The organism is Candidatus Nitrosocosmicus sp. T (assembly GCF_054408485.1).
This window is the reverse complement of sequence record NZ_CP166992.1, coordinates 1743696-1769846: the sequence shown is the minus strand read 5'-3', so window position 1 is coordinate 1769846 and position 26151 is coordinate 1743696. Positions and strand designations below refer to the sequence as shown.

Here is a 26151-nt window from a genome sequence, read left to right as displayed (position 1 = left end):
AGCTTATCTATATATGATTTTATTTGGTGTATAAAAGGTTACAAAATACGGACTTGCAATCACAAAAATACTCATTCATAGCATTTGCTTTAGTTAGTATTATTTTTGTGTTGTTATTAATATTAAACCCATATTCGCCTTTTCATGAGTCTTTTGCTGCACCGCCTGTGTTTGATCAAGTCTTTATTCATGATAAAAAAATCAGCAATCAGAAAGACGATTGGGTTCAAACATATGGTAATGATAGTGCCAATTTAAGGTCTGACCATGCAGACCTGCTGGCAGTAGATTATATTAGTGATGGAAAAATCCTAGATATTACATTTTGGGTGAAATCAAATTCGGAAAATGCTTCTGTATACAATCAACCTTTCAAAAAGATTAGATATGGTGTGCTTATTGCCATTGTTTCCTTGCCTCAAAATTCAGGATATAATGGAGCCAATTATAACTATTATGTTGAGGCAGTTAATGGAAAATGGAATGAATATCTTTACCAATTATCATCAACGGGTACTTCTGCACTTATAGAATCCAAGAAAAACTATACTGAACCTTTCGGTAATCCCACATTAGGGCCAGGATATGTCAAACTGCGATTAAACCTAGATTCCATAAATTCTCCAAGTAATTATGGCTTATCGTTTTATACAGCAGAATCCTTCAACTCAAGCGAAGTCAGGGATTTCACAAGCTGGGTTGCTGTTCCTCCACCTGTCATAGAAATATTAACACATCCTGAGAACATAGTCATAAGACAAGGAGAAAAGAAAATAATACCCACTGAAATAGAGACACCCCTCTCTAATAATGTTACTAGAATAGGTTTCGAATATGGCCGTAATTTCAGCTCTAACGGCTTAAATGTATCTACCCAAAGAACCCATCCCCCATTATTTGAGGTAGAGGTTTCTCCGCGATCACCAGTAGGTGTGTATACAATACCGTTTGAGGCTTCAATGTTAGTACAAACAACATCACTGACATCGTCTATGTTTAATGAAACAGTAACTGAAATTGTGGACCAAGAATTTCAAGTGTCCAAAAAATATCCTACTACTGGCGATATAATAGGTAAAGGTAATTTAACAATAGAGGTAATACCTCCACTAACTGTTAATGAGGAATTTATGGCCTTTTGGAATACATATGGGACCCCGCTAGTAATTCTCGGCAGTGGGGCAGCTGGAGTCTTGGCGACATTTTTTATTGATTATATGAAAAGTCTGAAAAGCAGAAGGAAACATAGATAGACCCAAATCCATTAGTAACCTTCCTCTAGGGGACTGATATCTGGATGATTTGCTGAATACAATCGTATATTTAAGGTCTAATGGAATTAATCCTCTTTCCCTCTTTGGGTAAGAATCTGAAGAGCCAAGTGCATTAAGTTGGATGTCCACAGTCATAGAGATTTGAGACTCTGGTTTTTAGATGAATTAAATACTAATAGTTACAAAGAGTATCAAAAAAAATATTCTGCAGATTCGTAAGAAAAATCGTATTTTATTGAAGTTGTGGATCTTTGAGTTATCAGTCACCCTAATTAGTCATGGTTTGATATCACCAGACATGTACTTTGTTATTTTAATCATAGTTCCTTTTGGCATAAAGCAAAACCCATAGTAGATGAATTGAGAGAAACAATGCCTCATATATATGAAAATTCTTAGAAGCTAAACGAAAAGAGAACTAATTGGAAAATGAAAAGACATGAAATGTAATTCAAAATATGACCGATTATCTAAATGATATGGTGAAATGGATATTCAACAAAATAATAGTCATAGTTATAAATTGATCCTTACTTCTAATCAAAAACCCTAGAAGATTAGATTTGACATCAAAAGGAAACTGTGCTGATAACTCGCTGACAACGCCATAACATAATCCAACTACATAAATATCCATTCCATGTATCTGTATATTTGAGCAGAATAACAAAATCATCATTGCTTATATAAGATGGTCTTACCCTGTTATTGATGAACAATCGATTCTTCACACTTTTGCCTCTACTTGCAATAGTATTATTATCTTCATTGTTGATTCTATTTGGTTCTCTACATACAGTATATTCAAAGAATCTGACCAATCCTACTGATGACGCAATAAGGGGCTCCATTACTAGTACCACTAATAATGGCACCTCAGCCGATCCAGCATGGATACTTGGCGGCGTATTCAAGTTCTCTAACATCAATTCAACCACAGTGTCACCTACGTTCAACTCAACATTTTACATGGCAAAAGTTGACGGTACTGCAAACCATACTCATTCGATTTATAATTTTAAATTAGCCGGGCAACCAACTGTAGACAACACCATTAACTCCACACTGTATAATGGCACATCAACTGTGACTATGAGAGAAGGGCCTGTAAATAATGTTCCAACGCAAATCAATATTTTAGGTGACCATGCAATTAGTATAAAATTGGATGGATCTGTTATAGATAACCATTTTGGAAGCCAGCCAATATTTGGCACTCAGCACAAGACATTGTGCCTATCCGCTATTTACTATTTAGACACATTTGATCTGTGTTGAACTGCCTTCCTACTGCCAATAGGATCTTTGGAGAAATCTACCTAGGTTCTGAATACAAGTTAAAGTCCATCATAGAGAGAGAGAGAGAGAGAGAGAGAGAGAGAGAGAGAGAGAGAGTATCTAATCTTATTTGTAAAAGATTAACTAGCTACCTATAATCAGAATGTTCTTTCAATCTTTGGGATTACAAATTTTTGTGTCTAATTATGCAACTAACTATTAGTCAAGTAACAATTAGTTGATAATTCTATCTGTAATTGACGGCATTTGGAAATAAAAGTCTATGAATGTTGTTATCCCAAAATGTAAACATATGTTTATATAAACATTCGCATACTAAAAACTGATGGATACTAAAATAAGTTTATTAGTTATTACGATAGCAGTAGCATCAATGGCCATGACTCCCCTGATAATGAATCAACCTTCAAGTGCTGCTTCACACTATTGTGCAGACGAGAAAGGAAAATCCAGTGCATGGATAGATGGATGTAAGACTGGGTGGGCTGACCATGACAATTGCAAAAAATATAATCCAGGGACCGGAGAGGTAGCCAAGGGATACGAAGTCGGCTGGTCAAAAGGTAGCTGCAAATAACCACATACAACATATTTTTTATTTAGTTAAAACTTAGTTACCAATTAATATGTCCAATTTAGGACTAACAAATTCAAAGTATCAAATGCAAGGTCATTATCTAAAATAATCCGATTTTATTTGCTGATATGATTAATAATAATCAAACCTAGTTAGACATTCCTAAACTTTTGTGCATCGTTTCTATTTTTTTATTACAAATTCATTAGTCGGTCCAATGTATAAAATGTAAACGTCTTGTTAAATGTATGTTGATTGCGTGAATCTATTCTGTGATTGTACAAAACGATTGGTACTAAATTAGAGGTGGTGGGTCCTATCGCAGGAATAATTCCTTAAATTTTTACAATATCTAATTATAATATAGAATAACGTACCCAATATTGAAATGAGCTTTGAACAGATTAAATATAAAGAATGAAATGCTTAACAGGACCGGGTTAATTATAGAAAGAGAATGGAAACGGAGCAAGATATAGAGCAATTAAAAGAAGAACATGAAAATGAAGAAGAGGAAAGGAGAGACAAATTAGAAGAGGAAGAATAACAACAGATTAGAATTCTTAAGAAAAATGATTAAAACAATTCAATTAATTTTCTATTTTGAAAAAAGTTACCTTTTGTTAGAATCTTTATTTTTGATCATTCCATGATTACTTTGCTTTTCAGTCATATTTCCAAATTTGATATCATTTATTGAACCGCTTTGAATTTCATACTTTATTATTGTTATTATTGCATGTTGTTAGAATGAAGTTCAATATCATAGAATGATCCAAAAAATTGAAATTTGATTGTGAATACAAGTGCTATTATGGTAATCCGTTAATGAAACTAACTGATGCCTATGGAATGTCTATAATAACCTATCTTTAGTACCATTTAATGGTCAATTCTTTATGCCTTTCTTTGACGCTACTTCCTTGAAAAGATATAGTGATATTGATAACGAAAGTTTCAATGGAGATTTGATACTATTTATGAGTCTTTGAACTTGAAAGTTATAGCCGATGAAGTTGAGATATGATGTGACAGAAAGATATTATTTTGTCCTTAATTCGGGAGTAAGGTGCGAATAGTGATAGAACAATTTTGTTGTGAGAGCTTTAAAGAAGAATATGAGTGTGAATGTATTCGACGCGATACAGAGATTTTTAAGTATTCGGGAGATCACAAAGGAGTTTACTATTTGATATTTGAAGGCTGTATTGCTAGTGCGCCTTTAGTATATTGTCCATATTGTGGTAAAAGGTTGATCACGGGGCCAGAGCCCTAGGACCTTAGGTCATTAAATTCTAATCTATTTTCCATCAAAAATTCTTATATTAATAAGTAATATCATGCACTCCCAAGAGAAAATGAAATTTTGGAGAGATACACTTTAGTTGGTGAGGAGCGACCGTAAACTAACTATTATAATAATATATTTTTGGGATTTATCAGTAATGACAGATATTGATGGTCGATAATTGACTTATTTTACGAGTTTAGGTAACATGCTATGTTTTAGGCATGTACGAAAATATTCAGACAATCAAAATCGTAGGATGCATGTTACTCAGTCCTTCTGTCCGATCTTTTGACTTGGTGCAAATTTTTTCAAGAAATATCAAAAGAAAAAATAGATTAAAGAAATAACTGAGCTTCAAGTTCAAAGTAATTTTTTATTCTTCCTTCAAAGGCTCTAGAATATTTAATCTTAAGAATTAAATCCATATAATTGAGGATGCTCCCAATTAGCACCTACAAGCCTATATTTCAAAGAATTCAGTTCCCTTGGTCACAGAAGAGCACTTGCCAAACCGAGTAAGATAACTAGATCCTTACTGAAATCATCTAAACTATTCAATTTATGAGATCGAACTTCCCCTAGCGACTTTTGTTTGCGATTTCGTTTCATATACAAAAATCTCAAAATACTTGGATAAAAAAGGATACCTTTAGCTGGAACATTCCTATAATGGATAAAATTAATAGTACCTTGAAAGAGGAAATAGAAATAGGGTAATTCAATTGGTAAAAGGCATTGATACCGAGCTCCTGGAGTAAATTAAATAGTTTTTGCAGAAGAAGATAGTGATTTTATATTTTGATTTTTATTATTGCATATACTTGCCACAATAAAAGTAAATTTATCCATCATTTAAGCATCTCATTTTGGTTAACTACCGATATTCGATATCATAACTCTTTCAAGAGTTGTTATTTTCATATGGTAAAAATTCCTATAGTTTTCAGTTGGTTGATTGATTAAAGTAGAACAGAATCTATGTTTAAGGATGGGATCCAGAAATTAGATTGGGACATTCGTTGTTTTTACTATCATTTCGTCATTACAATACCTCATACCTTGACATATTGCTTGTACATAATAGCTGATAGTATTACGCAGCGTAATAGATATAAACATGTTATGACATAGGATGATATGGATAAACAAAAAAAAATAATAGAATTACCTGTTACTGACATACAAAATTCAATTAGGAAAATCTCTCAGTATAGATCGGTTAGAAAGGAAACAGCATAGAATAACCTGAAGGAGATTAAACACGACAATATGCAAATATATAATAACAAAGATAATCAACACGTTTTAAATAATGATTTTATTATTGCATTTGATGAATTTAATGATATAAGGAGAAAGTTATTTGATATTCCTGAAATCGACGAATTTCTATTTTTTTCAGACAAGAAAAATATTTATATCCAAAATCAATCCCAAAAAAGAAGCAATTTTTTAAATCGTATTATAGCAAAAATATGTATTGATTACCATAAATCAAAAAAAAAGGACAACGAAGATATAATGCTGAAGAAAAAAACGATATTGATAGATGCTGGAAATGGAAATAATCTAGGTTGCATCTACCTCGAGTTAGTTAATCAAGCGATAAAGAAAGAAGTAGACTTGGATAACGTTCTTGATAAGATCACTATTGCGAGGGCATTTACATTTTATCAATTGGCTAATATATTAATTCATCAACTTCCTAAAATGACTAGAGAAATAGATAATCAGTTACAGATTATAATTGTAGACTTGTTTGATACATTGGTTTCCTCATCTTCTATTAGCAAAACAAAAGATTACAAAAGCAACGGCTATTCACCATCATGTAATGCTCTTCAAGAGAATATAAATATAGTAAACCAAATGATAGATGTTTTGATTAGTCTTTCAGTAAAATATTTTGTAATTCTGACTTGTGATGATTGTGAAAGTATTATGGATATTTCCATAGGATCTAAATTTAGTAATGCAGTCAAGATTAAGCATTTTTCTGATAAAAGCAAAAATGAAAAAAATACTTTTAAAATAGAATTATTAGCACACAATACCAGATCGAGAAATAACGTTATTATGAAACAATTAGCACCCCTAAGTTGATTACAGGCTTTCAATAAAAAAATTATACGACCTTATGTGTGATCTGACCGGTTGCTCTATCTGTCTGTTTGTCATAATTATAGAGGCCGAGAAAATCCAAAAAAATGTCCAATATCCCCAGCGAAAAAATACAAATGATAATTTTCTACTTTATTACACGGGTGATAATAACAATGAGCAATCTAAAGTATAGTATTGATTTAAGAGGAAAGCATAAACTGAATTCTATATCATCTATAATGAATATTTTTCTAACAAACTTTTCTTAGATTCTTCTTCATTTGTTGATTAGAAATTAGCAGAGGTCATAGAATAAGATATGGATATGAAAATCATTATGATTCGATTTAAATGAACACATTCAATAAGTCTCATAACTTTGGAATATTGAATACAAATGAGATAATAGTTATCTTGTTATAGATATGACGGAAATTTGATGATGAACTTTATTATCCTACAATACGAATTTATGATAGGATGCGAAATAAAACATCAGTATTATAGTATAAACTTTAATCACATTCTGATTCTTGATTGTATTATCAAATTGTTATGAATAAAATAATTTTATGAAATTGTAGAATAAGTTAAATTGCTTCTCCTTCTTAACACTGCATGAATGACGGATTAAGAAAATTATTATTCTGTTCAATGCTTTTCACAACTGTTACCATGATGGTTGGAACTTCATTTGTCCAAGGAAACATATTGTATGGGCAGGCAGTAGATTTGATACCAATTCAAACTGGGAATGCCACTTTAGATAATGGTCTCCCTGAATTTTATGATTGTATCGATGAAAAAATAGACTTAAGTAAGGGTGTTGAAGAAGATCCATACTTTGAAAAGGAACCAACAAAACATGAGGTTACCACATGTTATAATGAAGTGTTTTTAGATAATTCCGAAGTACAATCAAATGATAATTCCGAAGTACAATCAAATGATAATTCCGAAGTACAATCAAATGATAATTCCGAAGTACAATCAAATGATAATTCCGAGAATAACGATATTGAAAGATTCAATTCGCTATTTGGGGTTACTGGGTGAATATAAAAAGATGAATATCAACAGTTCTAGCAAAAAATTATTGAAAATATCTTGCATGGGACTTGTCCTGATTATAATTGCTCAGGTAACCATCGTAGATACGGCTAATGCGCTTACAAGATACTTTAATTGTACAACAAGAATGGCAAATGCTGATTCCACCTTTTCTATGGATGGCGCAGAAGCATGTTATGACCGAGTTTTTAAGGGCGCTTTGGACAACGACAGGTATGGTAACCCTTTAGCCAAGCCATAAGTAGATAAATATACATAATTAGACTAATTTTTTAGTTTCAGTATATCTGATTGTTTAATTTTCAGCCTTCAAGAAAAAAGAATAAAAAACATTAATTACTGCAGCACAAGTCAGAGGTTAGTCACTCCTACGAAGTGCATAATAATTATTTGACTGCTATAAGATCATACGTCCCATCTAAATATTGCTTACGTTATGCTGAACTATTGCTTGGTTAACATTTCCTTGACGCGCTGAGAGTATAGACAGAAAAGATAGTTACAAAGGATAATGTTATCAGATAGATAAAGTATAAAATGCAATATATCAGGACCTTCATTTTGTTTATATAATTTCTAACTCTCATATTGACTCTAACTCAATTCGACTGAAAATTTGAGGGTAATAGGTCAAAGCATTCGCCATTTAAAATAAAAATTGAATATTAAAATAATATTCAAGTATTCAAGATGTTTTCAATATATTTAAAATTTTATTAACACTTATAAGTTTGATAAATACTATAACATTAATTGAAACTTTTGAGGCTTTTGACCATCGACGACCACACCGACACTACAGGAGTAGTGACGGATTATTGCAATATGGAGGGAATCTATTGCAAGGAAATCAATGATGGTCAAAAGGGATTGTTTGAAATTCAAAAAGGACATTATGACCTCATTCTATTAGACATCGCAATGCCAGATTACACTGGCTTTGATTTACTAAAGCAATTAAAAAAACAAGGTGTGACGCATGAAAATATTCTAATATTAACCGCATTAGATTTGAAGATGGAAGATTTCAAAGATTATATAGAAGTGGGAGTGAAAGAAATCCTAAAAAAGCCCTTTGGACTGGACCACTTTGATGAGGTTATAAAAGGATATCTGAGAAAGGTTAGATACCCAGTTTATCAGTAGTTCAATTAATGAATTATTTGACAGGTAATCGTATTTTTTATTATGATGAATCAAATCAGGTATGTGTTGAGCAGACAGAGTTGCACTAACCCGTATTGTGCTCTAGATCCTATCATGGTCATTTTTAAATCCCGAATATCATTTGTTTGGTAACTAAGAAGCGTTTCACCATTTTGAATCTGAAAAGTTCTTGACCTCAAACGGACAATTAAGGGAGTACTAACAAAATTATCAAGGAGAAAAAAATAGCTCTTAGGTAAGTAGGTTGCGTATGGAAAGGGCATTTAAATTAAAACCAGTTTTCAATATGTCACTTTTGGTTAAAGCAAATTAAGTCAATAGCAAATACTTTATTGATAAAACCCTACAGAAAAAATATATAGTTTAAAGCGTTGATGGGTTGCTGCATTTATCACATTCTCAAAATCAAAATAACATATTCAATATTGTATGCGAGAAATTTCTGGTAATCACTTCTCTTAATGACCTCTGGACCAAAATTTGAACAAATATTTATCGAAATAATCTTAAACTTCGACTTTATTATCTCCAAAATGTTATAAAAATCAAACCGAATAACCGTCGAGTTATATACCTTAGTCTTTAAATGTATGCAGGTTCACGATGATACTTGAGGAATTTAACCTTGTAAGTCTACTTTTCGTATGGGGGTAAACTTAATAGAATATTTCATCTCGAGAGTAAACTGATCCTGTCAATAATTTTACCGTTATTAATTATCATATCTATATTTTTGGTGTTGCTGATATTCTCAATAGGGTTTGATGAGAGCACTACCATGTCAGCCTGTTTTCCCTCTTCTATTGTACCCGTAGAATTTACTATTTTTAAGGCTTCTGCACCGTTTCTTGTAGCAATTTGGATTATATCTGATGTTGGTATACCAGCATCTGTCAACAATTGCAATTCATGATGAAGACTTTTTCCAGGTACAAGATCAAAGTTAGGAATATCGGTGCCCGACAAAAGCTTCACACCATTGTCATGCATTTTTTTTGTTAATCCCAAGACTTTTGTCCATATGTTTTTAGCATATAACGGATTATCCTTTATCATCGACTCATATACACTCAATGTAGGATCGACAAAGACATTGTTTTCTACTAGATTTTTTATCATTTCAGTTATTTCTTTGCCGTTAATATTTACTAGTTCTAACCAACGGAAATGTTCAAACGGACCACCTCCTTCTTCCATAAATCTTTCTCTATTCTGCGGTGATAACATGTAGGGATTTACTGGAACTCCATGAGTTAGAAAATCAATGTTGTTATTGGCTGCATCATTCCAACTTGTTAAATAGAGATGTCCAATGACTCCCAGTCCAAGAGAGTGAGCTTTATCTATGGCCTCACTTGTCAACACGGGAGTTAGACCAACATATAATTTGATAAAATCGACACCTATATTTGCCTGATTGGTAATCTCTTCATGGATGTCTGATACTGAATTTACTTTCTTTTCTACAAAAGGTATTGAAATGACAGGAGAATTTAATAAGCTTCCAGCTGTAAATATTTGAGGTCCTATGATTCTCTCAAGGGATACATTATCCCTTAAACTCACAGATTGGTCAGTAGGTCCACCAGGATTCCTGATCGTTGTAATACCATAAGCTAAAAGCCTATGGAGCGTTTCTTCCGAATATGTCTGGTTGAAAGAATTTTTTAAGACCCCTGCCACATGAGCATGCATATCAAATAAGCCTGGAAGTAGATATTTTCCAGAAAGATCAATTAAAGTAGAATTTGGATACTTTTCATAAAAATAGAATTTAGTAATATTGCCTTTATAAGATAAATCCACAATTTCATTTTCTTTAATAATTATTGTACTGTTAGGTCTTATTTTGCCATCACTATCTATAAGGTTAATATTATATAGTATCAGAAAATTTGGAGCATAAGATACGTTAGGGTGTAATGGTTCTACCTCGTTGGATGATAATTGTAGTGCGGACGGATATGATTGTGTCCAATTCTTATTGGGTAATCCAATTGCTTCTTCCTTTGCAATATCAAAAAGATAGATGTAACTTCCTAATGTTAAAGTAATAATGATAATTAATGAATTCACTGATAACTTTTTGTTATAAATCATTAGATCATTTGCCATAATTAATAAATTAGCACCTCGGTAATTTTGAATAACTTCTGTGCCATAATGATATATTACATTATACTAAATTATATGACTATATGATGGTCGTTACTCCTAATTCTAATGTCAGTTGCATTCCTTGCATATATTTATCAAATATTTTAGGTTTCAAGTAATTACATATAGAGCGTTAATTGTAAATTTCAAAGGATTAAAGTCATTGCTTATTTCACTGACCATAAAGGCCGATTAAACAGGAAAAAATTCAATCATTTGAAATATTACAACAATGATACTTCTGACAACAAGATAATAGGAAAGCATTAAGATGTGATATATTTGTCCTTATCACTAGACTAGTTTCCATAGTCTTGTATGGACTCTAATAACAAGAATATCGAGGAATAATTCCTTAGAAGGACTGGATTTAAAGGGTATACTAATTAGGGGTAAAGTGGACTTGATAAAAGGGGCAGAAGCACAACAAATTAATCATAAAATACCTGTAAAGTACATAATTTCTGAAGCGTTTACTGATCGAGCGGTTGAAACTTACCTCTCTAGTGGCATTGACATAACCATAAAAATTCAAATTGACAAATTAGTTGCTGGAATCTAGCTGACTCCATGGCTGGCGGAGCCATAAGGAAGGGAAGATGGTCACGCCCACATGATACGAAATGATTTAATTCAAAATAAATCTTTTATCTATTATTGACTATTGGTTTTCATAGTCGTGGTAGTAGAATTGGAATTATCCGGACCGCTTGTAGTTGTCGTAGTGGTAGTAGTAGACTGAGAATCTGTATTATTTCCAGACGGTGAATTATTGCTATTATTAGAATTCCTATCGATCGAGTCGAATGTGTTCTCAATGTTATTATTTACTGCGCTGTTTATAGAATCTGTAAGACTCTGAGCATGGGCGACTTGCACTATAGATACCAAAAGAATGGGCAATAAGATCAAACCAAAGTTCATAGCGTCAAGTGTACATCATACTATAAATAGATTAGGTTGTGAGGCTCTGTGAAATCTCAGTCACATCCATGCTTAAATTAGCATTGTAAAAAGTCATCAGTTGGATTCTATGTAGTTGTCGCTGTGGTTGTGGTTCTTGGTGTGAAATAAGAATAGGAATAATTCCAATACGGTCGATTCGGGTACACCTGATTTTTTATTTGTGTTGTCCAGTATTTAATTTACAGTTTAATCCGTTCTGCAATCCAATCTATAGTATTACCTACAGCTGTCGTAACGGCTAATGAATTATCTGCAATAAATTTATAAAATCCATAAAATGGTGAATTTTCGTCTATTATATCAACCCTATTAGTATTACTACTCATAAAAAAGAATGGTCAGTTGATATTTTTAATATCTCGTATTAAGGTTCTGTAGGGTTGGGCAACCTGTTAGCCTTGGACAATATTTCTATGTTGAGAGAGTGATTAATATACTAATTTATATATCCTATTGATTCCTGAAAAGTCAAAGTTGGTAGTTTTCTAATCAAGGCTAATTGTATATCGAACTGCCTTTCTGCCATTTCCTTTAGCTCTTCTAATGTGTAACCAAGAATGATATCATATATACGATAAATTGAGCTTTAAGAGCTTCAATACTCTGAATCTATTAAAGACTAACAATTACCTATGAGAAGAGGTTTGGGTTTAACTTCTCATAGGTAAGACCATTTATACTATATTTAAATTCCTTTGAATATAGTATGATATTCAAATAATAACTTAAAATTTAAATTTTAATTCAACATTTTTCTGTTCGATTATAACATAAACAGCTATTAAGAAGTAGAACGTATGATATACTCTGTGTATTGTGTGGAGATTAATCCTTCCAATACTCTGAGGGTTATACAAAGTTCGAGACCCGCACCTAAAAACAAAACACCTCTCAAGATTACCTCCTTCACTAATTTATCAAGCGAAAAGGTATCTGATGGTCGATAGTATCCGTTATCCCATGCTTTTTCAAACATTACCCTTCCTTCTCTACAGCTAACCTCAATCGCAAAATGAATAATTAGCAAAGACGTTAGGAACAAATGAATATTTCATTCATAAATCATAATTCTAGTGTAAAAAATAACTATTCTATTTTGATGTAAGTTTAATAGGTTAATCTCGCTAAACACTATAAATGCAGAAAAATAGACCGTTTGGTGTTACAATAATTGCAATACTTGCTGTTATTGGAGGTATTGGATTACTATTAAGTGGATTTGCGGTAATGGCAGTAGTACCATTCGTTGGTATAGTCTTAGGGGTAATTCTCATTATAATTGGATTGGCTTATTTCGCAGTGGCTTATGGACTATGGAAAGGGCTAAACTGGGCTTGGACTATAACATTAATAGTATCTGCGATAGGAATTATAGTTGGTATTGGATCGATTATAGTGGGAAATACAGGAGCAATATTCCATGTAATAATTAATGGTATTGTCATTTATTATCTGTACAGACCTAATGTCAAAGCGTATTTTGGAAAATAAATACATCTATAATATTTTTTTCATAGAATATGTGACCCGCTTTTCGTTTACCACAAGACAGTATGAATTCTTTTAGCTTTATTACACTAATTATCTTTTTCTTAAATCCTGACTCGACGGAACTCTTGTGTAATTTCTTAACACCTTTGAAAATATCCTTACAATCTATATCTTGAGAATTTGATTTGAAATTCTGAATCCTCTTTTAAAAGTCATATGTTGATTAACCGATTAGTAACCCCCTATTTTTGAAGATAAGCAGTATTCTTAATTTGTCCTAATTATGAAATATCATAACCATTAATAAAAGAATCAAGGCAAAATGATTTCTATTTGGCAATTAATTTATGAATGTTTCTCGTATAGGATAGTACTTTTTATAAGAGTCTATAAGCTTTGGTGCAATCCGATATAAGTTTTGAAATTGTTGAACGGGTCTAAATACAAATCCCTATATTTACTAGTGATAAATGGTGAATCCATCTATGGATCCTGAACTTATCTTGACTGGTTTGGTTTAGAATCTTTTGATTAGATGGAATAGTCATTTTGATACGATAAAATTTCAGTACGATTGCTGCATATGTATATAATGTCGTCTATTTCTGTGGATACTGCAGTGAATTTGGACTGATTTCATGCAGCTTATTAGACATTTTATTCTGATTAATTGACGAATCTAGTCACCAGTTAATAAAAATGTAAGATACTATGTTATTTCATATCCTTCCTATTGGTTATTTCTGATGATATATAGCGTAATCATATAATACGCAGCGTAATAGATATAAACATGTTTTAGCATTTACCAATATGATAATAATCTTAAGCCTATCTTCTCTTTTGTATATTGGTTCAAATGACAAAATAGAATTCTATTCCCGTTTGCGTAAAATTATTTCATTAAGCATGGATCATTACCTGCATCACCAAAAACAAATTAATTTGATTAAATATATTCAAAATTTTTCTATTATCCTTATAAGTTTATGGTTGACTTGCTGATAATCATGAATGGTTGGCTATTTGATATTTATCATCTAAAGGATAGAATAATTTTATGGATAAAAAATAAAAATGGTAATGTAAAAAGACTAGAGTACGTATGGTCTCCTTCAATATATGTAGCGTCAGACCTAAAATCCGAATTAATAGACTTGGTAGGGAATAGTGAAATTTCTTCCTCAATCAAGGAATACCGATTTGAATACAAGTTTGAGTATCATTCTTCCGTTACTGTCGATCGGCATAAAAGGAATGAATCTCTGAGATTAACTTTGTCTGATTCACTACAGATATTAACCTTAGCAAGACGGATTGAAAAACTCTCTACTCGATTTGGACACTATCGACTATACAATGTAGATATATCGCCTGAACAGTTATTCTTATATGAAAAGGATCTCTATCCACTGGGGTTATACAATATAGAGAAAGCAACATCCGAAGATTCAGTTCTAACTAAAATATATCGGATAGTTAACGATAAGAACGACAATATTGACTCATTTGATTACATTATTCCAAATTTTAGATTTCTTTCATTTGAATTAATTTCGGAGAAAAAATCAATAAGAAATGATTTCAATGACCGGATTCTAAAGATAAAGATTATCTCTTTTGAAAAGGATAACATAATCAAGGAAGAGTTTTCGATATCTGAAGAAAATGAACTTGAAACGATATTGGAATTCGCTTATGAAATTAACCGAATAGATCCTGATATTATTTTAACTAAAGGTGGGGACCAAATTTTGTTTCCACATTTACTTCACAGAGCCAAAGCCAACAAGGTTGAAAATCAGTTGTTGGTAAATTTGAATCGTGAATCGAATCTAGAATATTTGCTAAAAAAAAATAAGTTGTTTCCAAATAAAAGTATCAGATCTAATAACTTATTCTCAACATCCTATATCTCTTACGGAAAAGTATATTTTAAACCACGACCATTTTTTTTATACGGACGAATTCACATCGACATTAACAATTCATTCATTTATAAGGATAATGGATTGGATGGATTAGCAGAATTATCCAGAGTTTGTAGAATTCCATTGCAACTAGCATCAAGATCTACTATAGGGAAATGTCTAAGCAGTTTATATTTTTATAATGCTCATAAAAAGGATGTATTGATACCCTGGAAGCCCATAACGTCGGAAATCTTCAAGTCATTTTCTGATTTATTACAGGCAGATAAAGGAGGATTTATTTTTGAGTCAAAACCTGGAGCATATGACAAAGTAGCAGAATTTGATTTTGTATCTCTTTATCCAAATATCATGCTAAAGAAAAATGTTTCTTCGGATACAATCAATTGTAAATGCTGTAAATCAGAAACAGATAACAAAGTTCCAGAACTTGAACATCTTTATCACTTGTGCAAAAAAAGGATGGGAATAGTGCCTTTATCTCTTAAAACAGTTCTAGATAGGCGGTTAGAATACAAAAAAAGAAAAAACGGATGTATATTTAAGAATGATGAGTATTTAAAAAACTGTTACGATAACAGACAAACTGCATTAAAATGGATCCTAGTTACCTCATTTGGATATCTTGGATTTAGCAACTCAAAGTTTGGTAGAATAGATGCCCACGTCACTGTATGCGCATTTGCTAGAGATATACTAATAAAAGCGTCTAAAATAGCAGAGAAACACGGATTTGATGTAATTCATGGTATTGTGGATTCTATCTGGATAAGCAAAGTCGATAGTACAGAACATTCATTATCTGTAGCCGATTCTACACATCGATATATTAACTTAAAGAAAGACATAGAGGAACATACAGGTTTTTCCATATCTTTCGAAGGAGTATACAAATGGATTGTTTTCGATTCATCTAAGATCAATCCTGGCTTACCCGCGCTAAATAGATATTTTGGCGTTTTTGAAGATGGGGCCATAAAGATGAGGGGAATTGAAACAAGAAGACATGATACTCCTCAACTCTTTGTTAATTTTCAAGAGGAGTTAATGAAGATAATGTCTAACTATAATAACATTTACGAAATTACGAAAAGCTTACCAATTTTAGAGAATATATATCAAAAATATATAAATTTGATATGTTCTAAAAAAATTTCATACACCGATCTGATATTTAGCAAGAGGATATCAAAAGAAAGTAATGAATATACAGATAGAAAGACAATTGAAAACTGCGTTTTAAAACGACTATCAGACAATGGGAAATCCTTGAATGCGGGAGAAGAAATTAAATACATAATTACGAATTTTTATAATGAGAATTTCTTGGAAAGGGCAATACCAATTGAATTAATTAATAAACACAATATTAGATACGATATGAAAAGGTACTTAGAATTATTGAAAGAAACTTATGACTCCATAACTAAAGTTTTCTATTCTCAAATTTCTTAAATTGATTAATAGGAGATTAATTTGATTTAATAAATAGTCATTCAAAATTATTACTACTAACAAGTAAACATATCTAAATATTTACGGATCGTCAATTAAAGAAGGTAACTGTTTTACAATTAATGAACTCTTGTCAACCCAACAGAAACCATTTAATAGATTGATACCCTAGATTCGAATCTTACAAAATCTCAACTCGGTTCAATTCATTTTTAGATTTTCCTTTTTTTGTATGTTAATCATAACTGTTTTTTTTTAAAGTATATTTTATATTAACTATAAATGCAACTCCAAAAAGCAAATATCCCACACTATATAATATGTCCACTTCGGTAACATTCTCTAGAAAATTAAAAAGATCGTTGGATCCAAATATTAGATCCGCAATAAAAAAGAAAAAAGCAGCTGCGGCTAGAAAAATCCAAAAATTATATTCCTTATCTATGGATATCGTTTTTCCCCTAAAATAAAACATTACAGCTCCAACCACAATAAACAAATCGAAAATCGGATATACAAATAATAATATAAAATCTATCGTGTCACCACCGAAAGTGTAAATTTCAAAAATAAATATCGAGATATAAAGGACATAAAACACAAAAAGTGAAAACGTTACCAATGTACTAATGATATATCCAAGTTCTATCTTGTATAATTTACTTATAAAGCCTAAAGCCAAAAAGAGGAACAGATACCCCAGTAAGTAAAAAACATCCGCTACAGAGGGATATGCTTCTATCCCCAAAAAACCATCATAATATCCATATAAGAATTCTGCAGTGAACCAACCAACAAAAGTTAGAAGAAAAAGTAATGTACTCTTGTCAATTTTATTGAGAGAACTAGTATTTTTAATGAAGTAAATCATGATTAAAGTGGTGTTAATGGCCGATGCCAAGATATTTGGAAGATTAAATTGGGGATAAAATCCGGAAAAGTATAAGACAATCGAAATTGTTTGAACAGTCGTAAAGAGGAAAATCAAAGATTTCGCAGATAATTTGCTAATCAACTTGGAATTTAGAAGCCGAATCAACAAGCATCACAGGATGTGTTATAGAAAGCCCATACATGTTTATATCGTTTTGTCAAAGTCTACCTAGCAATTCAAATTTTTTAATATAAAAATAATTTAGAATAAATTTCAAAAAAGAGTATAGAAATAATAATATAGCTTTGCTATAATCTTTTGTATCTTTTTGAACTTTTTCTTACTTGAATCCTGTATGTAGGTCTTTCATTGAATCGATTATTTTTCTTGACATCGCTTTGCTACTGTTTTATTTTCGGCTGCTTTTGAAACAAAATTAATTTTAGTATCATCTACGGGTTGAACCGTATTTTGTCAAAGATTTCTTTATCTATTAATTAGTCTTTGTGACATGGAAATATATTTACTTTAACTTTTTATTTTAATTAAAAAGACTTTATTCCAACGTATTAATTATCCTTTTTAGGGACTCATGGATGAGAAAAAAATGTTAGAACTAGTCAAAAACAGATGGTTGTTTCAGAATCGACGTCATTTCATTTTTTTTAACAAATTCTCGACTTGCTTATTGGTGAGATCTAAAATATATATGAGATGATATCTTTGTCAGGTTCATTTAAAAAACTAGTCATACTATTCATTTTTTGATGACCAATAAGTTTGTTTAGATTGTTTCCATTCTTTAAAATCAATTAAAATTTTCTTATGATCAAACCCAAAGCTTTCTTCTTCTATGGCTGCAAGATCTACCCATTTTATTGCTGCTGCGTCATCTCCTGCCATAGGCTCTTTATTAGTGCTCCTATCAGATATTCTTCCTACAAATACTGTCGACATTATATGACCTCGAGGGTCTCTAGAGGGATCTGAATATACTCCCAAAATATTCTCAATTTCAATATCTAAGGATGTCTCTTCTTTTACTTCCCGTATAGCCGCATCTTCTACCGTTTCGCCTTCGTTGACAAACCCACCTGGAAATACCATTTTTTCCTTGAATGGGTCCTTTTTTCTCTTGACTAGCAGTACTTGAGAATCCTTTTGAATTATGGTATCTACGGTAGGGATTGGATTCTTGTGTTGTTGTTTTCCTTCACTCATATAGGCCCTGATACAACAAACAACTTAAAGTTCATTGATCATGGAAGGAGTAGAAATTTTAAGGCGGTATTGTTAATCAGGAAAAATTGCAGGTACACCCCTTGGATTTGATGAAACACTGTCCTTATTTTCGAAATTAATCCTTTTAATAGATCAAACAAGAAAATGTAGAGAATTTATACTTTTAAACATGTAATTTTATTTACCGATCTGAAATTTATCTTAATAAGACAGGCTGAGCGTCTACGCGTATGCGGAACAAGGTATAGGGCTTTACTCGAAGGTCTTTCCCTTTATTGTAACGTGCCTGACGATGCAATTGATTCGCAGTAACATACAGATATCCATCAGTAGCAAGAGAAAGTGTATCGGGCCATAACAGCCTTGGATCATGTACCAGCGTCTCCCATTTTCCATCGTAAGGCTTAAGGCGAAGAATAGCATTATGTTCATAATTGGTTGCGTAAATATTTCCTCCAGAGTCAGATTCAAGACCGTCAGCGGCCCCTCCTTTGTCTCCATGATCACTTATGGTAGTAGCGACCTCCTGTTCAGACGTATCTCTGTTAGCAAGTGCATTGGTGGCAACACTAAATAAATTGCGACTGCCTAGTGGACAATAATAAAGGCGAGAGCCGTCGGCATTAATTGCGATGCCATCAGCACCCATATTGGCACCATGTTTCAATGATCCATCTTGTTGATACTCTATAAAAGGGATGCCTTCTACAATGGGAAGAAAGGCGTGGATATCTACAGGTTTAGTCGATGGATGATCATTAAGCCGTCGCCAACTCTCGCCGGATGCAAGGTCAACGACAATGATTCCACTTGGTCCGTTCTGAGCCGAATCTGTGATAAAGGCCATACCTTCGGTACCTCTTCGCAAATCAAAGCGGATGTCATTTAGGTAAGTAGTTGGTAACGTTATGGCTTGGGGAAAAACAATTTTCTTAATGACCTTGTTTTTGTTTAGGTCTACACACAGCAACTTTGGTCCTCCATATTCCGTAGGTTTAAATAATGGGCTTCCTGTATCAAGAATCCATAATCGGTCTGCAGGATCAACAACCACGGATTGAACAGACACTAAAGTTGAAGCAAGATCTTCTTGACTAGCCTGATTTATTGACTCATCAGGATAAGCGATCATATGACCATTGCGAATTTCTACAACACTGAATTTTACATCATCTCCCCATTTTGGAAAGTTAACAAAAACCCGTCCTTTATGCGATACTGTCACCCCAGTTGGCATGGCATCATTAAAGAACGCTATGGGCTCTAAATAACCAATAGGGCTTGTAGATGGCAACTCGTGTGCTGGCATATCTTTCGGACTTGCCCGCCGTCCAATATTATTTGACATATGATATTTTTATAAACATACCTCAAGTACTTAAGACGTTTAAATGGGCATTTACTCAGTATCAAATAAGATATCCCTATACTTTATCAGCTACCACCAATTAGGGGAAAAGGAATAATTTTAGAAATTTTATAGATTTGTTAGATATTATTTCATGGCAAGCTCTTCAACGAAGTTACTTCTCATTGAAGAGCTTGCTGCTCTTGGTTTCAACACTGGATAATGTGCTATTGATGCATGTTTGTACTAGTTGTGGATCTAGTAAATTTAGATGAATTATAAAGTATTTAACCATATACAAGAGTATTATACTCAAATTATCGCATCCTTTTGATATTTATTTAAAAAAATAACTATTATGGTTATTCACTTTATCTTAATTAATAATTGGGAGCTGGTATTAGCCAAATCCAGTTATTGAATTTGAGGAGCTATTTCTTTGTTTACTTTTTATAAATTAGTATACACAAAAATAATATCACAGCGCTTTTATGATAATTGCTGAAATTCTATGGCCTAGTCCAATTACATCCTCATAATCATACGAACCAACAATCTTACCTGAGAATAAAATGTATCTTTCAAGCTAAACGACATACCGGATTACTTTTCTTAAATTTATTATAATTTATCATTTTCTTATTTTCTTAAATTGTTTCACACAGATTTCCTCTAGTCCATTACGGATGTATTGAACTGCTATAGCCTACTCAAGTATTAAATAAATCCTTGCAATAATCAAAGAATCACATTTTTACCTAAAAATTAATCAAAATTAATTTTCATATGCCGTTCATACTTTCTATATTGGTTATACAGCCTTTAAGACACTTTCAGAGTGTTAGTATGTGATATTGAATTTTTAGAACATTGATAATTCCAAAGTAAAAAATAAGACTTGACTGAAGCAAAGATCATAAATATACTTTGAAAAATTAATCAATTTTTTGCAATCCTGGAGCCTTTATGGATGGATTCTCTTTGATTTGACTATGGTTTTATATTTACAAATTATATACTTAGGTCGCGGAGAATATATAATTAGTTAATTTTGTGGATTGTTGTAATCAAACTTCTGAGGCCGGTTTGATGATGCACTATGAGATCGAGTCTTCATCAACAGGGACAATTCTCGTTTCTGCGATTGCGTGGAATTGCGAATAATATCCAATAATTCACATTTTATACACATATTAACAATATCATAGTTCTAGTATAAATCTTTTACTTTCGAGGTATAAGAGGGTACCTGGATGTATTAGACAGGATAAAAAAAAGTCATTTTATCAATTTGCATGCAATTATATAAATAGATAAATCAATTAAATTTATGGCTAAAGTTAATAATCCTGACGACTACGGATCAGCAATTCGTAAGATCGAAGGTAAAATATTGGAGAAATTATTTACACTATCTAATCAGGAGACTCCATTGATAAGTGATAGTAAATTACGTGAGTTTGCAATAGATTCTATCGCCTCATCAAATTTTGATTTAGCAATTGAAAATCTAATAGTAGATGGTTTTGTTTCCCGGATAGGTAATAACGAATATCAAATTACATTAAATGGGATTGATGAGCATTCGAGAAGAAATAATGAGGATGTACTCTATTAGATTAGCACCCATGATTTGATGACTATCCTTTTGAAAAACCTAAAGAAATTACTGATCATTGTTAACTAATAGTCGAAACATACAAAGACTTTAGGATGGTTAACAAAATATAGAAACCTTGATGCTTTTCAAACCCTTATAACCAAGTGAAGCCTTACAAAGGTTAGGAATGTTTTCAATCTTGTTAACTTTCTTTGTAAACTATGCATTGACAGCAAATCATACACACACTGGCGACCTGTATAAGTAATAACTTACTGTGAGTTCGAATAATATCCATAATAAAGAAATTATAGCCCGTTCTATACGATATTGAATAAAATTAAAGCTTGTAGGAAAAAATGATTTGTTTTGACCGATTTACCTGCCGACCACTTTATCAAAGAGGTCTTCTCTAATGTGCCTCGTGATTATGCTTATCTAATTCTTCAACAGTATCAAAAGCAGCGCCACATCTACAATCAAATTTCTTCTTATTTTCTTCTGACATTGGAAAACAGTGGGTAACAAAGTATTTAATGATAACATGACTGCAAAAATTGCTATAATCTGACATTTTATTTATTTTAATGTATATTGCATTTTTAGTTTGATTTTCTGTTCCAGTGTGTCCAGGAGGATATCAGTCATTTGAACAGGCATCTAGACGATGGAAAAATCAATATTATCTTTCCATTTTCAAAGTAGTTTAGAACTAAAAAATAGGCCCCGAAGTAACTTTAATCTTCAAAATTTTATTACTGGTCTTAAATGGAGGAATTAAAGAGTAAAATAATTAAATGAATTCAATCTGAGATATCGCGAATAATTTTAAATGATAATTTTGTATATAGGAAATAATTCTTATATCTTTAATTGGTAGATAGAATTGCACAATGGATTCTCGTAAGTATCATATTTGCAGAAGCTGCGGTCACCTGAGGATTTCTCATAAATACATTTCAAATCAATCAAACGACCACCATTGTTACATATGTTCATGTAAAAATTTCTTTGGCTACGATAAAGATTAAGTATTTACTTTTCGTTCTTTTTGAAAATAATGCTTCGTTTCTTAACCAAGGAGGATCAAGCGGAGAAATGTATACCTTTACAATTAGGCTGAAATTACATGAAATAGACTGGATACAAGTTGGCCGGTATAAAGCAAATCGATATATAAAATCGGAATTAACGATTAAGCGAAACTGGGCCTTAGGTAGAACAATTTGTATGTTTAACTCAATATGTATTTTTTGGTACGATGCGAATTTATCATTAATACTAAGATGAGCAAGAATCTTTTATCTATATCAATCAAAAACAATTAATCATAAAGTAATGAAAATACTAAACTTGTATGATATGAAATTACCGCTAAGTGATTAGTCAAAATCAAACATATCACCGAAAAAGCCCTTTTTTACGTTTTCTTCTATAATAACAATCGTCATCGTGGTATATTCTTTCCCATGATAATATTGATGATAATGGTCGTCATCGTATTGATTCTGCATAGTGGTAACATTTTCCAGCCTCACTCAACGAGGCGAAACCCCACGACACCTGAGGCAGGAATCAATTTTAATCTCATTTTTGTTCCTCAATTTCATTTCTGATGTGCAATTTGAACATCTTAAACTCATTACAATATTATATTTAAAACTATTTATAATTTTGATACGTGAAATTAGAGGAGCTGAAGAGGAGCACTCTTATCCTGGAACAACTTGATTGTTTAATGTTATTTGTTTGTTAAATGTGATATATCCCATTTATCGGCCTGTTACTAGTTTGAAATGCAATTTTTTCGCCTTCATTTATTAAACATATTTTCTTTTAACTATGATTTTTTTATTAAATAATTCAAATGGACATCCAATAGGATTTGCATTAAACAGGATTATCCTCCAAACATGAGACTCTAATATTTCAAAACTTAAACTTTGTTGGATACGCTCTTATTCGATAGAACTAATCGTCCGAGAGTACTGGCCTTCTCATTAAAGCCTAAGTTGTCATATTTTTTATGTTTTGATTTCCTACTACAGTTCCGTTTAGAAAGATCAACAAAATTGATCTTGTTTGGTGCTCAGCAATATATGGGATATATCCGCTAAATGACTATGCAATAATTTTTTTTATTGGATCTACGCATTTATGTAATCATAAATAATATTCATAATGGCAAAGATCGCTGTAATCGTAGGCTCCGTAAGAAGTGAGAGACAGGGAATAAAAGTGGCAAGATGGATAGAGAAAAGCTTAGCACACAGGAATCATAGGGTATTTTTTATCGATCCTCTAGAATTGAATTTACCTCTATTAGATCAGATGTATAAGGAGATGTCTCATCCATCAGAAAAGCTCCGTTTTCTAAGAAATCAAATTAGTGAGGCAGACGGATATCTTCCCATTACTCCTGAATATAACAGAAGTACATCTAGTGCGATGAAAAATACATTAGATTATTTTTTAGAAGAATATTATTTTAAACCGTCTGCAATTGTTTCATATTCTCCAGGGGTTTTTGGTGGGATAAATGCGACTCAGCAGCTGAGACTTGTATTTGCTGAATTAGGTGCACCATCTATTCCATCTTCTTTTTCAATACCACGTGTGCACACAGTATTTAGCGATGACGGAAATTTATTGGATGAGTCATACAATAAAAGGGTTATGAGATTCTTTGAAGAATTTGAATGGTACATCGAAGCTCTAGGGAAGCAACGAAAAATAGGAGTTCCTTATTAGATAACAATATCAGCAATTATATCTAGCAGCTCTCATCTAGTTTCATCAAAGGAGAAATATTATTCGCGTATTTATTTACGGCTAGAGCTCGACTGTAAACCAAAAGCAATAACACTGATTTTTCTTTTGTACAACCTATAATATTTAATCGGTGCCAACCACAAGTTCATGTTTAAACGCTGATTAGCAGAGAATGATCCCAGATATACGCCGGGGACGCGTTAGTTCCTTACATCGCTTTATTTTTAGGATTAGCAGTAAAAAAATAGGATAAATTCTTACAGTATTTAGATGAAAAATTCTAATATTATTTACGATAATATACTTTAATATGAGAACACTATTAAAAATAGTTATTGTATTTTCAATTTTGAGTATATCTGCATTAATGACGACACTCAATAATAACGGAGTAACATTTGCCCTATGTGAGGGAACCGAAAATCCAAATTTGACTTGTCATCAGCAGTATAATAGCCACTCTAATACCGAAACTACTTCTACTAGTACAACTGAAGAGGAATCTGATCTTATGTTGTGTACGGATTTAAAATGTAATTTAGGTAAGGAATATCTATTAGATCCAAGAACTGATATAATGGATGATCCTTTGGACCTCTTAGATGATTAGACATCACAAAAATGGATAAAAACAACGTTAATATAAGAAAAAAATTAGTGACAAATCGTCATTTCTGCTAATCATTTGTACAAGCAGATAACTCGTCTCTAATAATTAAACATATTTTAACTTTATAAGATCCAACAAAAAGGCTCGTCTAGAATAGAATATCAAAACAACTAATGAACCTGCATTAATGTTGTGATAGGTACAGCATAATAGAATCTGTGTAGCAAATTTTTATATCTTCTGCTTAACTCTTTCGTACGTGAGCTAGGATTTACTTTATTATTCACTATGGTTAGAAATATATTCATTAAAATTGATTTCCAACTTTTTCGCCGCTTCTAACAGTTCTGAGACATCTTGCATGAATATTCCTTTAGAATAGATCGCTTTTGGATCGATTGAGACTATTTTCTGCAATAAAGCCTGTTTATCTTTTACCACCATAGACCGACTTTGAGGTAAAGTCGCAGGATTAATTTTGTCATAGAGGCCTAGTTTCTTGTTATGCTCGAGGTCATTAATCAAGTCTAGTTGTTGTTCAGATAAATTTAATCTAATAGATAGTATGAAACGTTTTTCTATACCTGATGTGGATATTATTTCAAAAAATTTTTCCTGAACGGACTGGAAATAAGCCTTGGCATAAAATTCCGACGTAACTATGGTTCTCCTTTCCTCGCTTATTATAAAATTAGACTCCCTTAACCATCGAATAATACTGTCAAAGATTAGCTCCTTGTTGTCGTCAGTCATTTTCATGAGTATGTTATGTGAATTATTTAATCTGATTGTTTTTGTGTCAATAGTCTTTTGGAATCATGTTGAAGTGACTCAAGTTAGCAAAGAAAATATTGTGATTCTTCTATTCAGTACGACTTAAATATCACAAGCTTGCAATTGGATTCCACGAAAAGAACAATTTG

The 26151-nt window shown here is 32.1% G+C and carries 22 protein-coding genes; 13 read left to right on the top strand and 9 right to left on the bottom strand.

Annotated features, from left to right (window positions below):
- Positions 1-26: 26 nt before the first annotated feature.
- The 7 genes from AB0A59_RS08975 (at position 27) to AB0A59_RS08945 (ending at position 8761) form a co-directional block, all read left to right on the top strand.
- Positions 27-1253, top strand: a complete 1227-nt coding sequence (locus tag AB0A59_RS08975) for a hypothetical protein (protein WP_458743109.1) — start codon at positions 27-29, stop codon at positions 1251-1253.
- Positions 1254-1985: 732 nt separating this feature from the next.
- Positions 1986-2552, top strand: a complete 567-nt coding sequence (locus AB0A59_RS08970) for a hypothetical protein (RefSeq protein ID WP_458743107.1) — start codon at positions 1986-1988, stop codon at positions 2550-2552.
- A 346-nt stretch (positions 2553-2898) separates the two neighbouring features.
- Entirely contained in the window at positions 2899-3150 is a 252-nt protein-coding gene (locus tag AB0A59_RS08965) for a hypothetical protein (protein WP_458743105.1), read from the top strand.
- Between the two features lie 2560 nt (positions 3151-5710).
- A complete protein-coding gene (locus tag AB0A59_RS08960; RefSeq protein ID WP_458743104.1) occupies positions 5711-6544 on the top strand; it encodes a hypothetical protein in 834 nt (277 codons plus the stop codon).
- A 618-nt stretch (positions 6545-7162) separates the two neighbouring features.
- On the top strand, positions 7163-7600 hold the full coding sequence (locus AB0A59_RS08955; protein ID WP_458743102.1) for a hypothetical protein: 438 nt from the start codon (positions 7163-7165) through the stop codon (positions 7598-7600).
- A 10-nt stretch (positions 7601-7610) separates the two neighbouring features.
- Positions 7611-7856, top strand: a complete 246-nt coding sequence (locus AB0A59_RS08950) for a hypothetical protein (protein ID WP_458743100.1) — start codon at positions 7611-7613, stop codon at positions 7854-7856.
- 512 nt (positions 7857-8368) lie between these two features.
- Positions 8369-8761, top strand: coding sequence for a response regulator transcription factor (locus tag AB0A59_RS08945; protein WP_458743098.1), 393 nt, complete (start codon positions 8369-8371; stop codon positions 8759-8761).
- A gap of 690 nt (positions 8762-9451) precedes the next feature.
- Here the strand turns inward: AB0A59_RS08945 and AB0A59_RS08940 are convergent.
- Positions 9452-10897, bottom strand: a complete 1446-nt coding sequence (locus AB0A59_RS08940) for an amidohydrolase family protein (RefSeq protein WP_458743096.1) — start codon at positions 10895-10897, stop codon at positions 9452-9454.
- Between the two features lie 445 nt (positions 10898-11342).
- On the opposite strand from AB0A59_RS08940, the gene AB0A59_RS08935 reads away from it, so the two are divergent.
- Entirely contained in the window at positions 11343-11501 is a 159-nt protein-coding gene (locus AB0A59_RS08935; protein ID WP_458743094.1) for a hypothetical protein, read from the top strand.
- 92 nt (positions 11502-11593) lie between these two features.
- On the opposite strand, the gene AB0A59_RS08930 is transcribed toward AB0A59_RS08935, so the two are convergent.
- The 3 genes from AB0A59_RS08930 to AB0A59_RS08920 all read right to left on the bottom strand — a co-directional run bounded on the left by AB0A59_RS08930 (position 11594) and on the right by AB0A59_RS08920 (position 12881).
- Complete coding sequence (locus tag AB0A59_RS08930) at positions 11594-11863, bottom strand: hypothetical protein (protein ID WP_458743092.1); 270 nt, start codon at positions 11861-11863, stop codon at positions 11594-11596.
- A gap of 221 nt (positions 11864-12084) precedes the next feature.
- Positions 12085-12231: a hypothetical protein gene (locus AB0A59_RS08925; RefSeq protein WP_458743090.1), complete on the bottom strand. Its 147-nt coding sequence runs from the start codon at positions 12229-12231 to the stop codon at positions 12085-12087.
- Positions 12232-12686: 455 nt separating this feature from the next.
- Positions 12687-12881 carry a hypothetical protein gene (locus AB0A59_RS08920; protein WP_458743088.1) on the bottom strand — a complete coding sequence of 65 codons (195 nt, stop codon included), beginning with the start codon at positions 12879-12881 and terminating at the stop codon, positions 12687-12689.
- 161 nt (positions 12882-13042) lie between these two features.
- Here AB0A59_RS08920 and AB0A59_RS08915 point away from each other — a divergent pair, with 161 nt between their 5' ends.
- Together AB0A59_RS08915 and AB0A59_RS08910 are read left to right on the top strand one after the other, a co-directional pair.
- Positions 13043-13396, top strand: coding sequence for a hypothetical protein (locus AB0A59_RS08915; protein WP_458743086.1), 354 nt, complete (start codon positions 13043-13045; stop codon positions 13394-13396).
- Positions 13397-14406: 1010 nt separating this feature from the next.
- Positions 14407-16782 (top strand): DNA polymerase domain-containing protein, encoded by a 2376-nt coding sequence (locus tag AB0A59_RS08910; protein WP_458743084.1) that lies wholly within the window; start codon positions 14407-14409, stop codon positions 16780-16782.
- Positions 16783-17017: 235 nt separating this feature from the next.
- Here AB0A59_RS08910 and AB0A59_RS08905 read toward each other — a convergent pair whose 3' ends face one another.
- The 3 genes from AB0A59_RS08905 to AB0A59_RS08895 form a co-directional block, all read right to left on the bottom strand.
- On the bottom strand, positions 17018-17683 hold the full coding sequence (locus tag AB0A59_RS08905) for a hypothetical protein (RefSeq protein WP_458743082.1): 666 nt from the start codon (positions 17681-17683) through the stop codon (positions 17018-17020).
- Positions 17684-18409: 726 nt separating this feature from the next.
- Positions 18410-18877, bottom strand: a complete 468-nt coding sequence (locus AB0A59_RS08900) for an NUDIX domain-containing protein (RefSeq protein WP_458743081.1) — start codon at positions 18875-18877, stop codon at positions 18410-18412.
- Between the two features lie 217 nt (positions 18878-19094).
- Positions 19095-20207 (bottom strand): L-dopachrome tautomerase-related protein, encoded by a 1113-nt coding sequence (locus AB0A59_RS08895; protein WP_458743079.1) that lies wholly within the window; start codon positions 20205-20207, stop codon positions 19095-19097.
- Between the two features lie 1369 nt (positions 20208-21576).
- On the opposite strand from AB0A59_RS08895, the gene AB0A59_RS08890 reads away from it, so the two are divergent.
- Positions 21577-21864 (top strand): hypothetical protein, encoded by a 288-nt coding sequence (locus AB0A59_RS08890; protein WP_458743077.1) that lies wholly within the window; start codon positions 21577-21579, stop codon positions 21862-21864.
- 1520 nt (positions 21865-23384) lie between these two features.
- On the opposite strand, the gene AB0A59_RS08885 is transcribed toward AB0A59_RS08890, so the two are convergent.
- Positions 23385-23489 (bottom strand): zf-TFIIB domain-containing protein, encoded by a 105-nt coding sequence (locus AB0A59_RS08885; protein WP_458743075.1) that lies wholly within the window; start codon positions 23487-23489, stop codon positions 23385-23387.
- 538 nt (positions 23490-24027) lie between these two features.
- Between AB0A59_RS08885 and AB0A59_RS08880 the strand changes: the two genes are divergently transcribed.
- Positions 24028-24597, top strand: a complete 570-nt coding sequence (locus AB0A59_RS08880; protein ID WP_458743073.1) for an NADPH-dependent FMN reductase — start codon at positions 24028-24030, stop codon at positions 24595-24597.
- Positions 24598-24928: 331 nt separating this feature from the next.
- On the top strand, positions 24929-25228 hold the full coding sequence (locus tag AB0A59_RS08875; RefSeq protein WP_458743071.1) for a hypothetical protein: 300 nt from the start codon (positions 24929-24931) through the stop codon (positions 25226-25228).
- Positions 25229-25507: 279 nt separating this feature from the next.
- On the opposite strand, the gene AB0A59_RS08870 is transcribed toward AB0A59_RS08875, so the two are convergent.
- Positions 25508-25981, bottom strand: a complete 474-nt coding sequence (locus AB0A59_RS08870) for a DUF2299 family protein (protein WP_458743069.1) — start codon at positions 25979-25981, stop codon at positions 25508-25510.
- Positions 25982-26151: the final 170 nt, after the last annotated feature.

Excerpts from the sequence above, each read along its gene's own strand:
- AB0A59_RS08970 (WP_458743107.1), top strand. The coding sequence starts at position 1,986 with ATGAACAATCGATTCTTCACACTTTTGCCTCTACTTGCAATAGTATTA.
- AB0A59_RS08915 (WP_458743086.1), top strand. The coding sequence starts at position 13,043 with ATGCAGAAAAATAGACCGTTTGGTGTTACAATAATTGCAATACTTGCT.
- AB0A59_RS08925 (WP_458743090.1), bottom strand. The coding sequence starts at position 12,231 with ATGAGTAGTAATACTAATAGGGTTGATATAATAGACGAAAATTCACCA.
- AB0A59_RS08965 (WP_458743105.1), top strand. The coding sequence starts at position 2,899 with ATGGATACTAAAATAAGTTTATTAGTTATTACGATAGCAGTAGCATCA.
- AB0A59_RS08910 (WP_458743084.1), top strand. The coding sequence starts at position 14,407 with ATGAATGGTTGGCTATTTGATATTTATCATCTAAAGGATAGAATAATT.
- AB0A59_RS08895 (WP_458743079.1), bottom strand. The coding sequence starts at position 20,207 with ATGCCAGCACACGAGTTGCCATCTACAAGCCCTATTGGTTATTTAGAG.
- AB0A59_RS08880 (WP_458743073.1), top strand. The coding sequence starts at position 24,028 with ATGGCAAAGATCGCTGTAATCGTAGGCTCCGTAAGAAGTGAGAGACAG.
- AB0A59_RS08940 (WP_458743096.1), bottom strand. The coding sequence starts at position 10,897 with ATGGCAAATGATCTAATGATTTATAACAAAAAGTTATCAGTGAATTCA.
- AB0A59_RS08870 (WP_458743069.1), bottom strand. The coding sequence starts at position 25,981 with ATGACTGACGACAACAAGGAGCTAATCTTTGACAGTATTATTCGATGG.
- AB0A59_RS08890 (WP_458743077.1), top strand. The coding sequence starts at position 21,577 with ATGGCTAAAGTTAATAATCCTGACGACTACGGATCAGCAATTCGTAAG.
- AB0A59_RS08960 (WP_458743104.1), top strand. The coding sequence starts at position 5,711 with ATGCAAATATATAATAACAAAGATAATCAACACGTTTTAAATAATGAT.
- AB0A59_RS08920 (WP_458743088.1), bottom strand. The coding sequence starts at position 12,881 with ATGTTTGAAAAAGCATGGGATAACGGATACTATCGACCATCAGATACC.
- AB0A59_RS08885 (WP_458743075.1), bottom strand. The coding sequence starts at position 23,489 with ATGAGTTTAAGATGTTCAAATTGCACATCAGAAATGAAATTGAGGAAC.
- AB0A59_RS08950 (WP_458743100.1), top strand. The coding sequence starts at position 7,611 with ATGAATATCAACAGTTCTAGCAAAAAATTATTGAAAATATCTTGCATG.
- AB0A59_RS08930 (WP_458743092.1), bottom strand. The coding sequence starts at position 11,863 with ATGAACTTTGGTTTGATCTTATTGCCCATTCTTTTGGTATCTATAGTG.
- AB0A59_RS08875 (WP_458743071.1), top strand. The coding sequence starts at position 24,929 with ATGAGAACACTATTAAAAATAGTTATTGTATTTTCAATTTTGAGTATA.
- AB0A59_RS08955 (WP_458743102.1), top strand. The coding sequence starts at position 7,163 with ATGAATGACGGATTAAGAAAATTATTATTCTGTTCAATGCTTTTCACA.
- AB0A59_RS08900 (WP_458743081.1), bottom strand. The coding sequence starts at position 18,877 with ATGAGTGAAGGAAAACAACAACACAAGAATCCAATCCCTACCGTAGAT.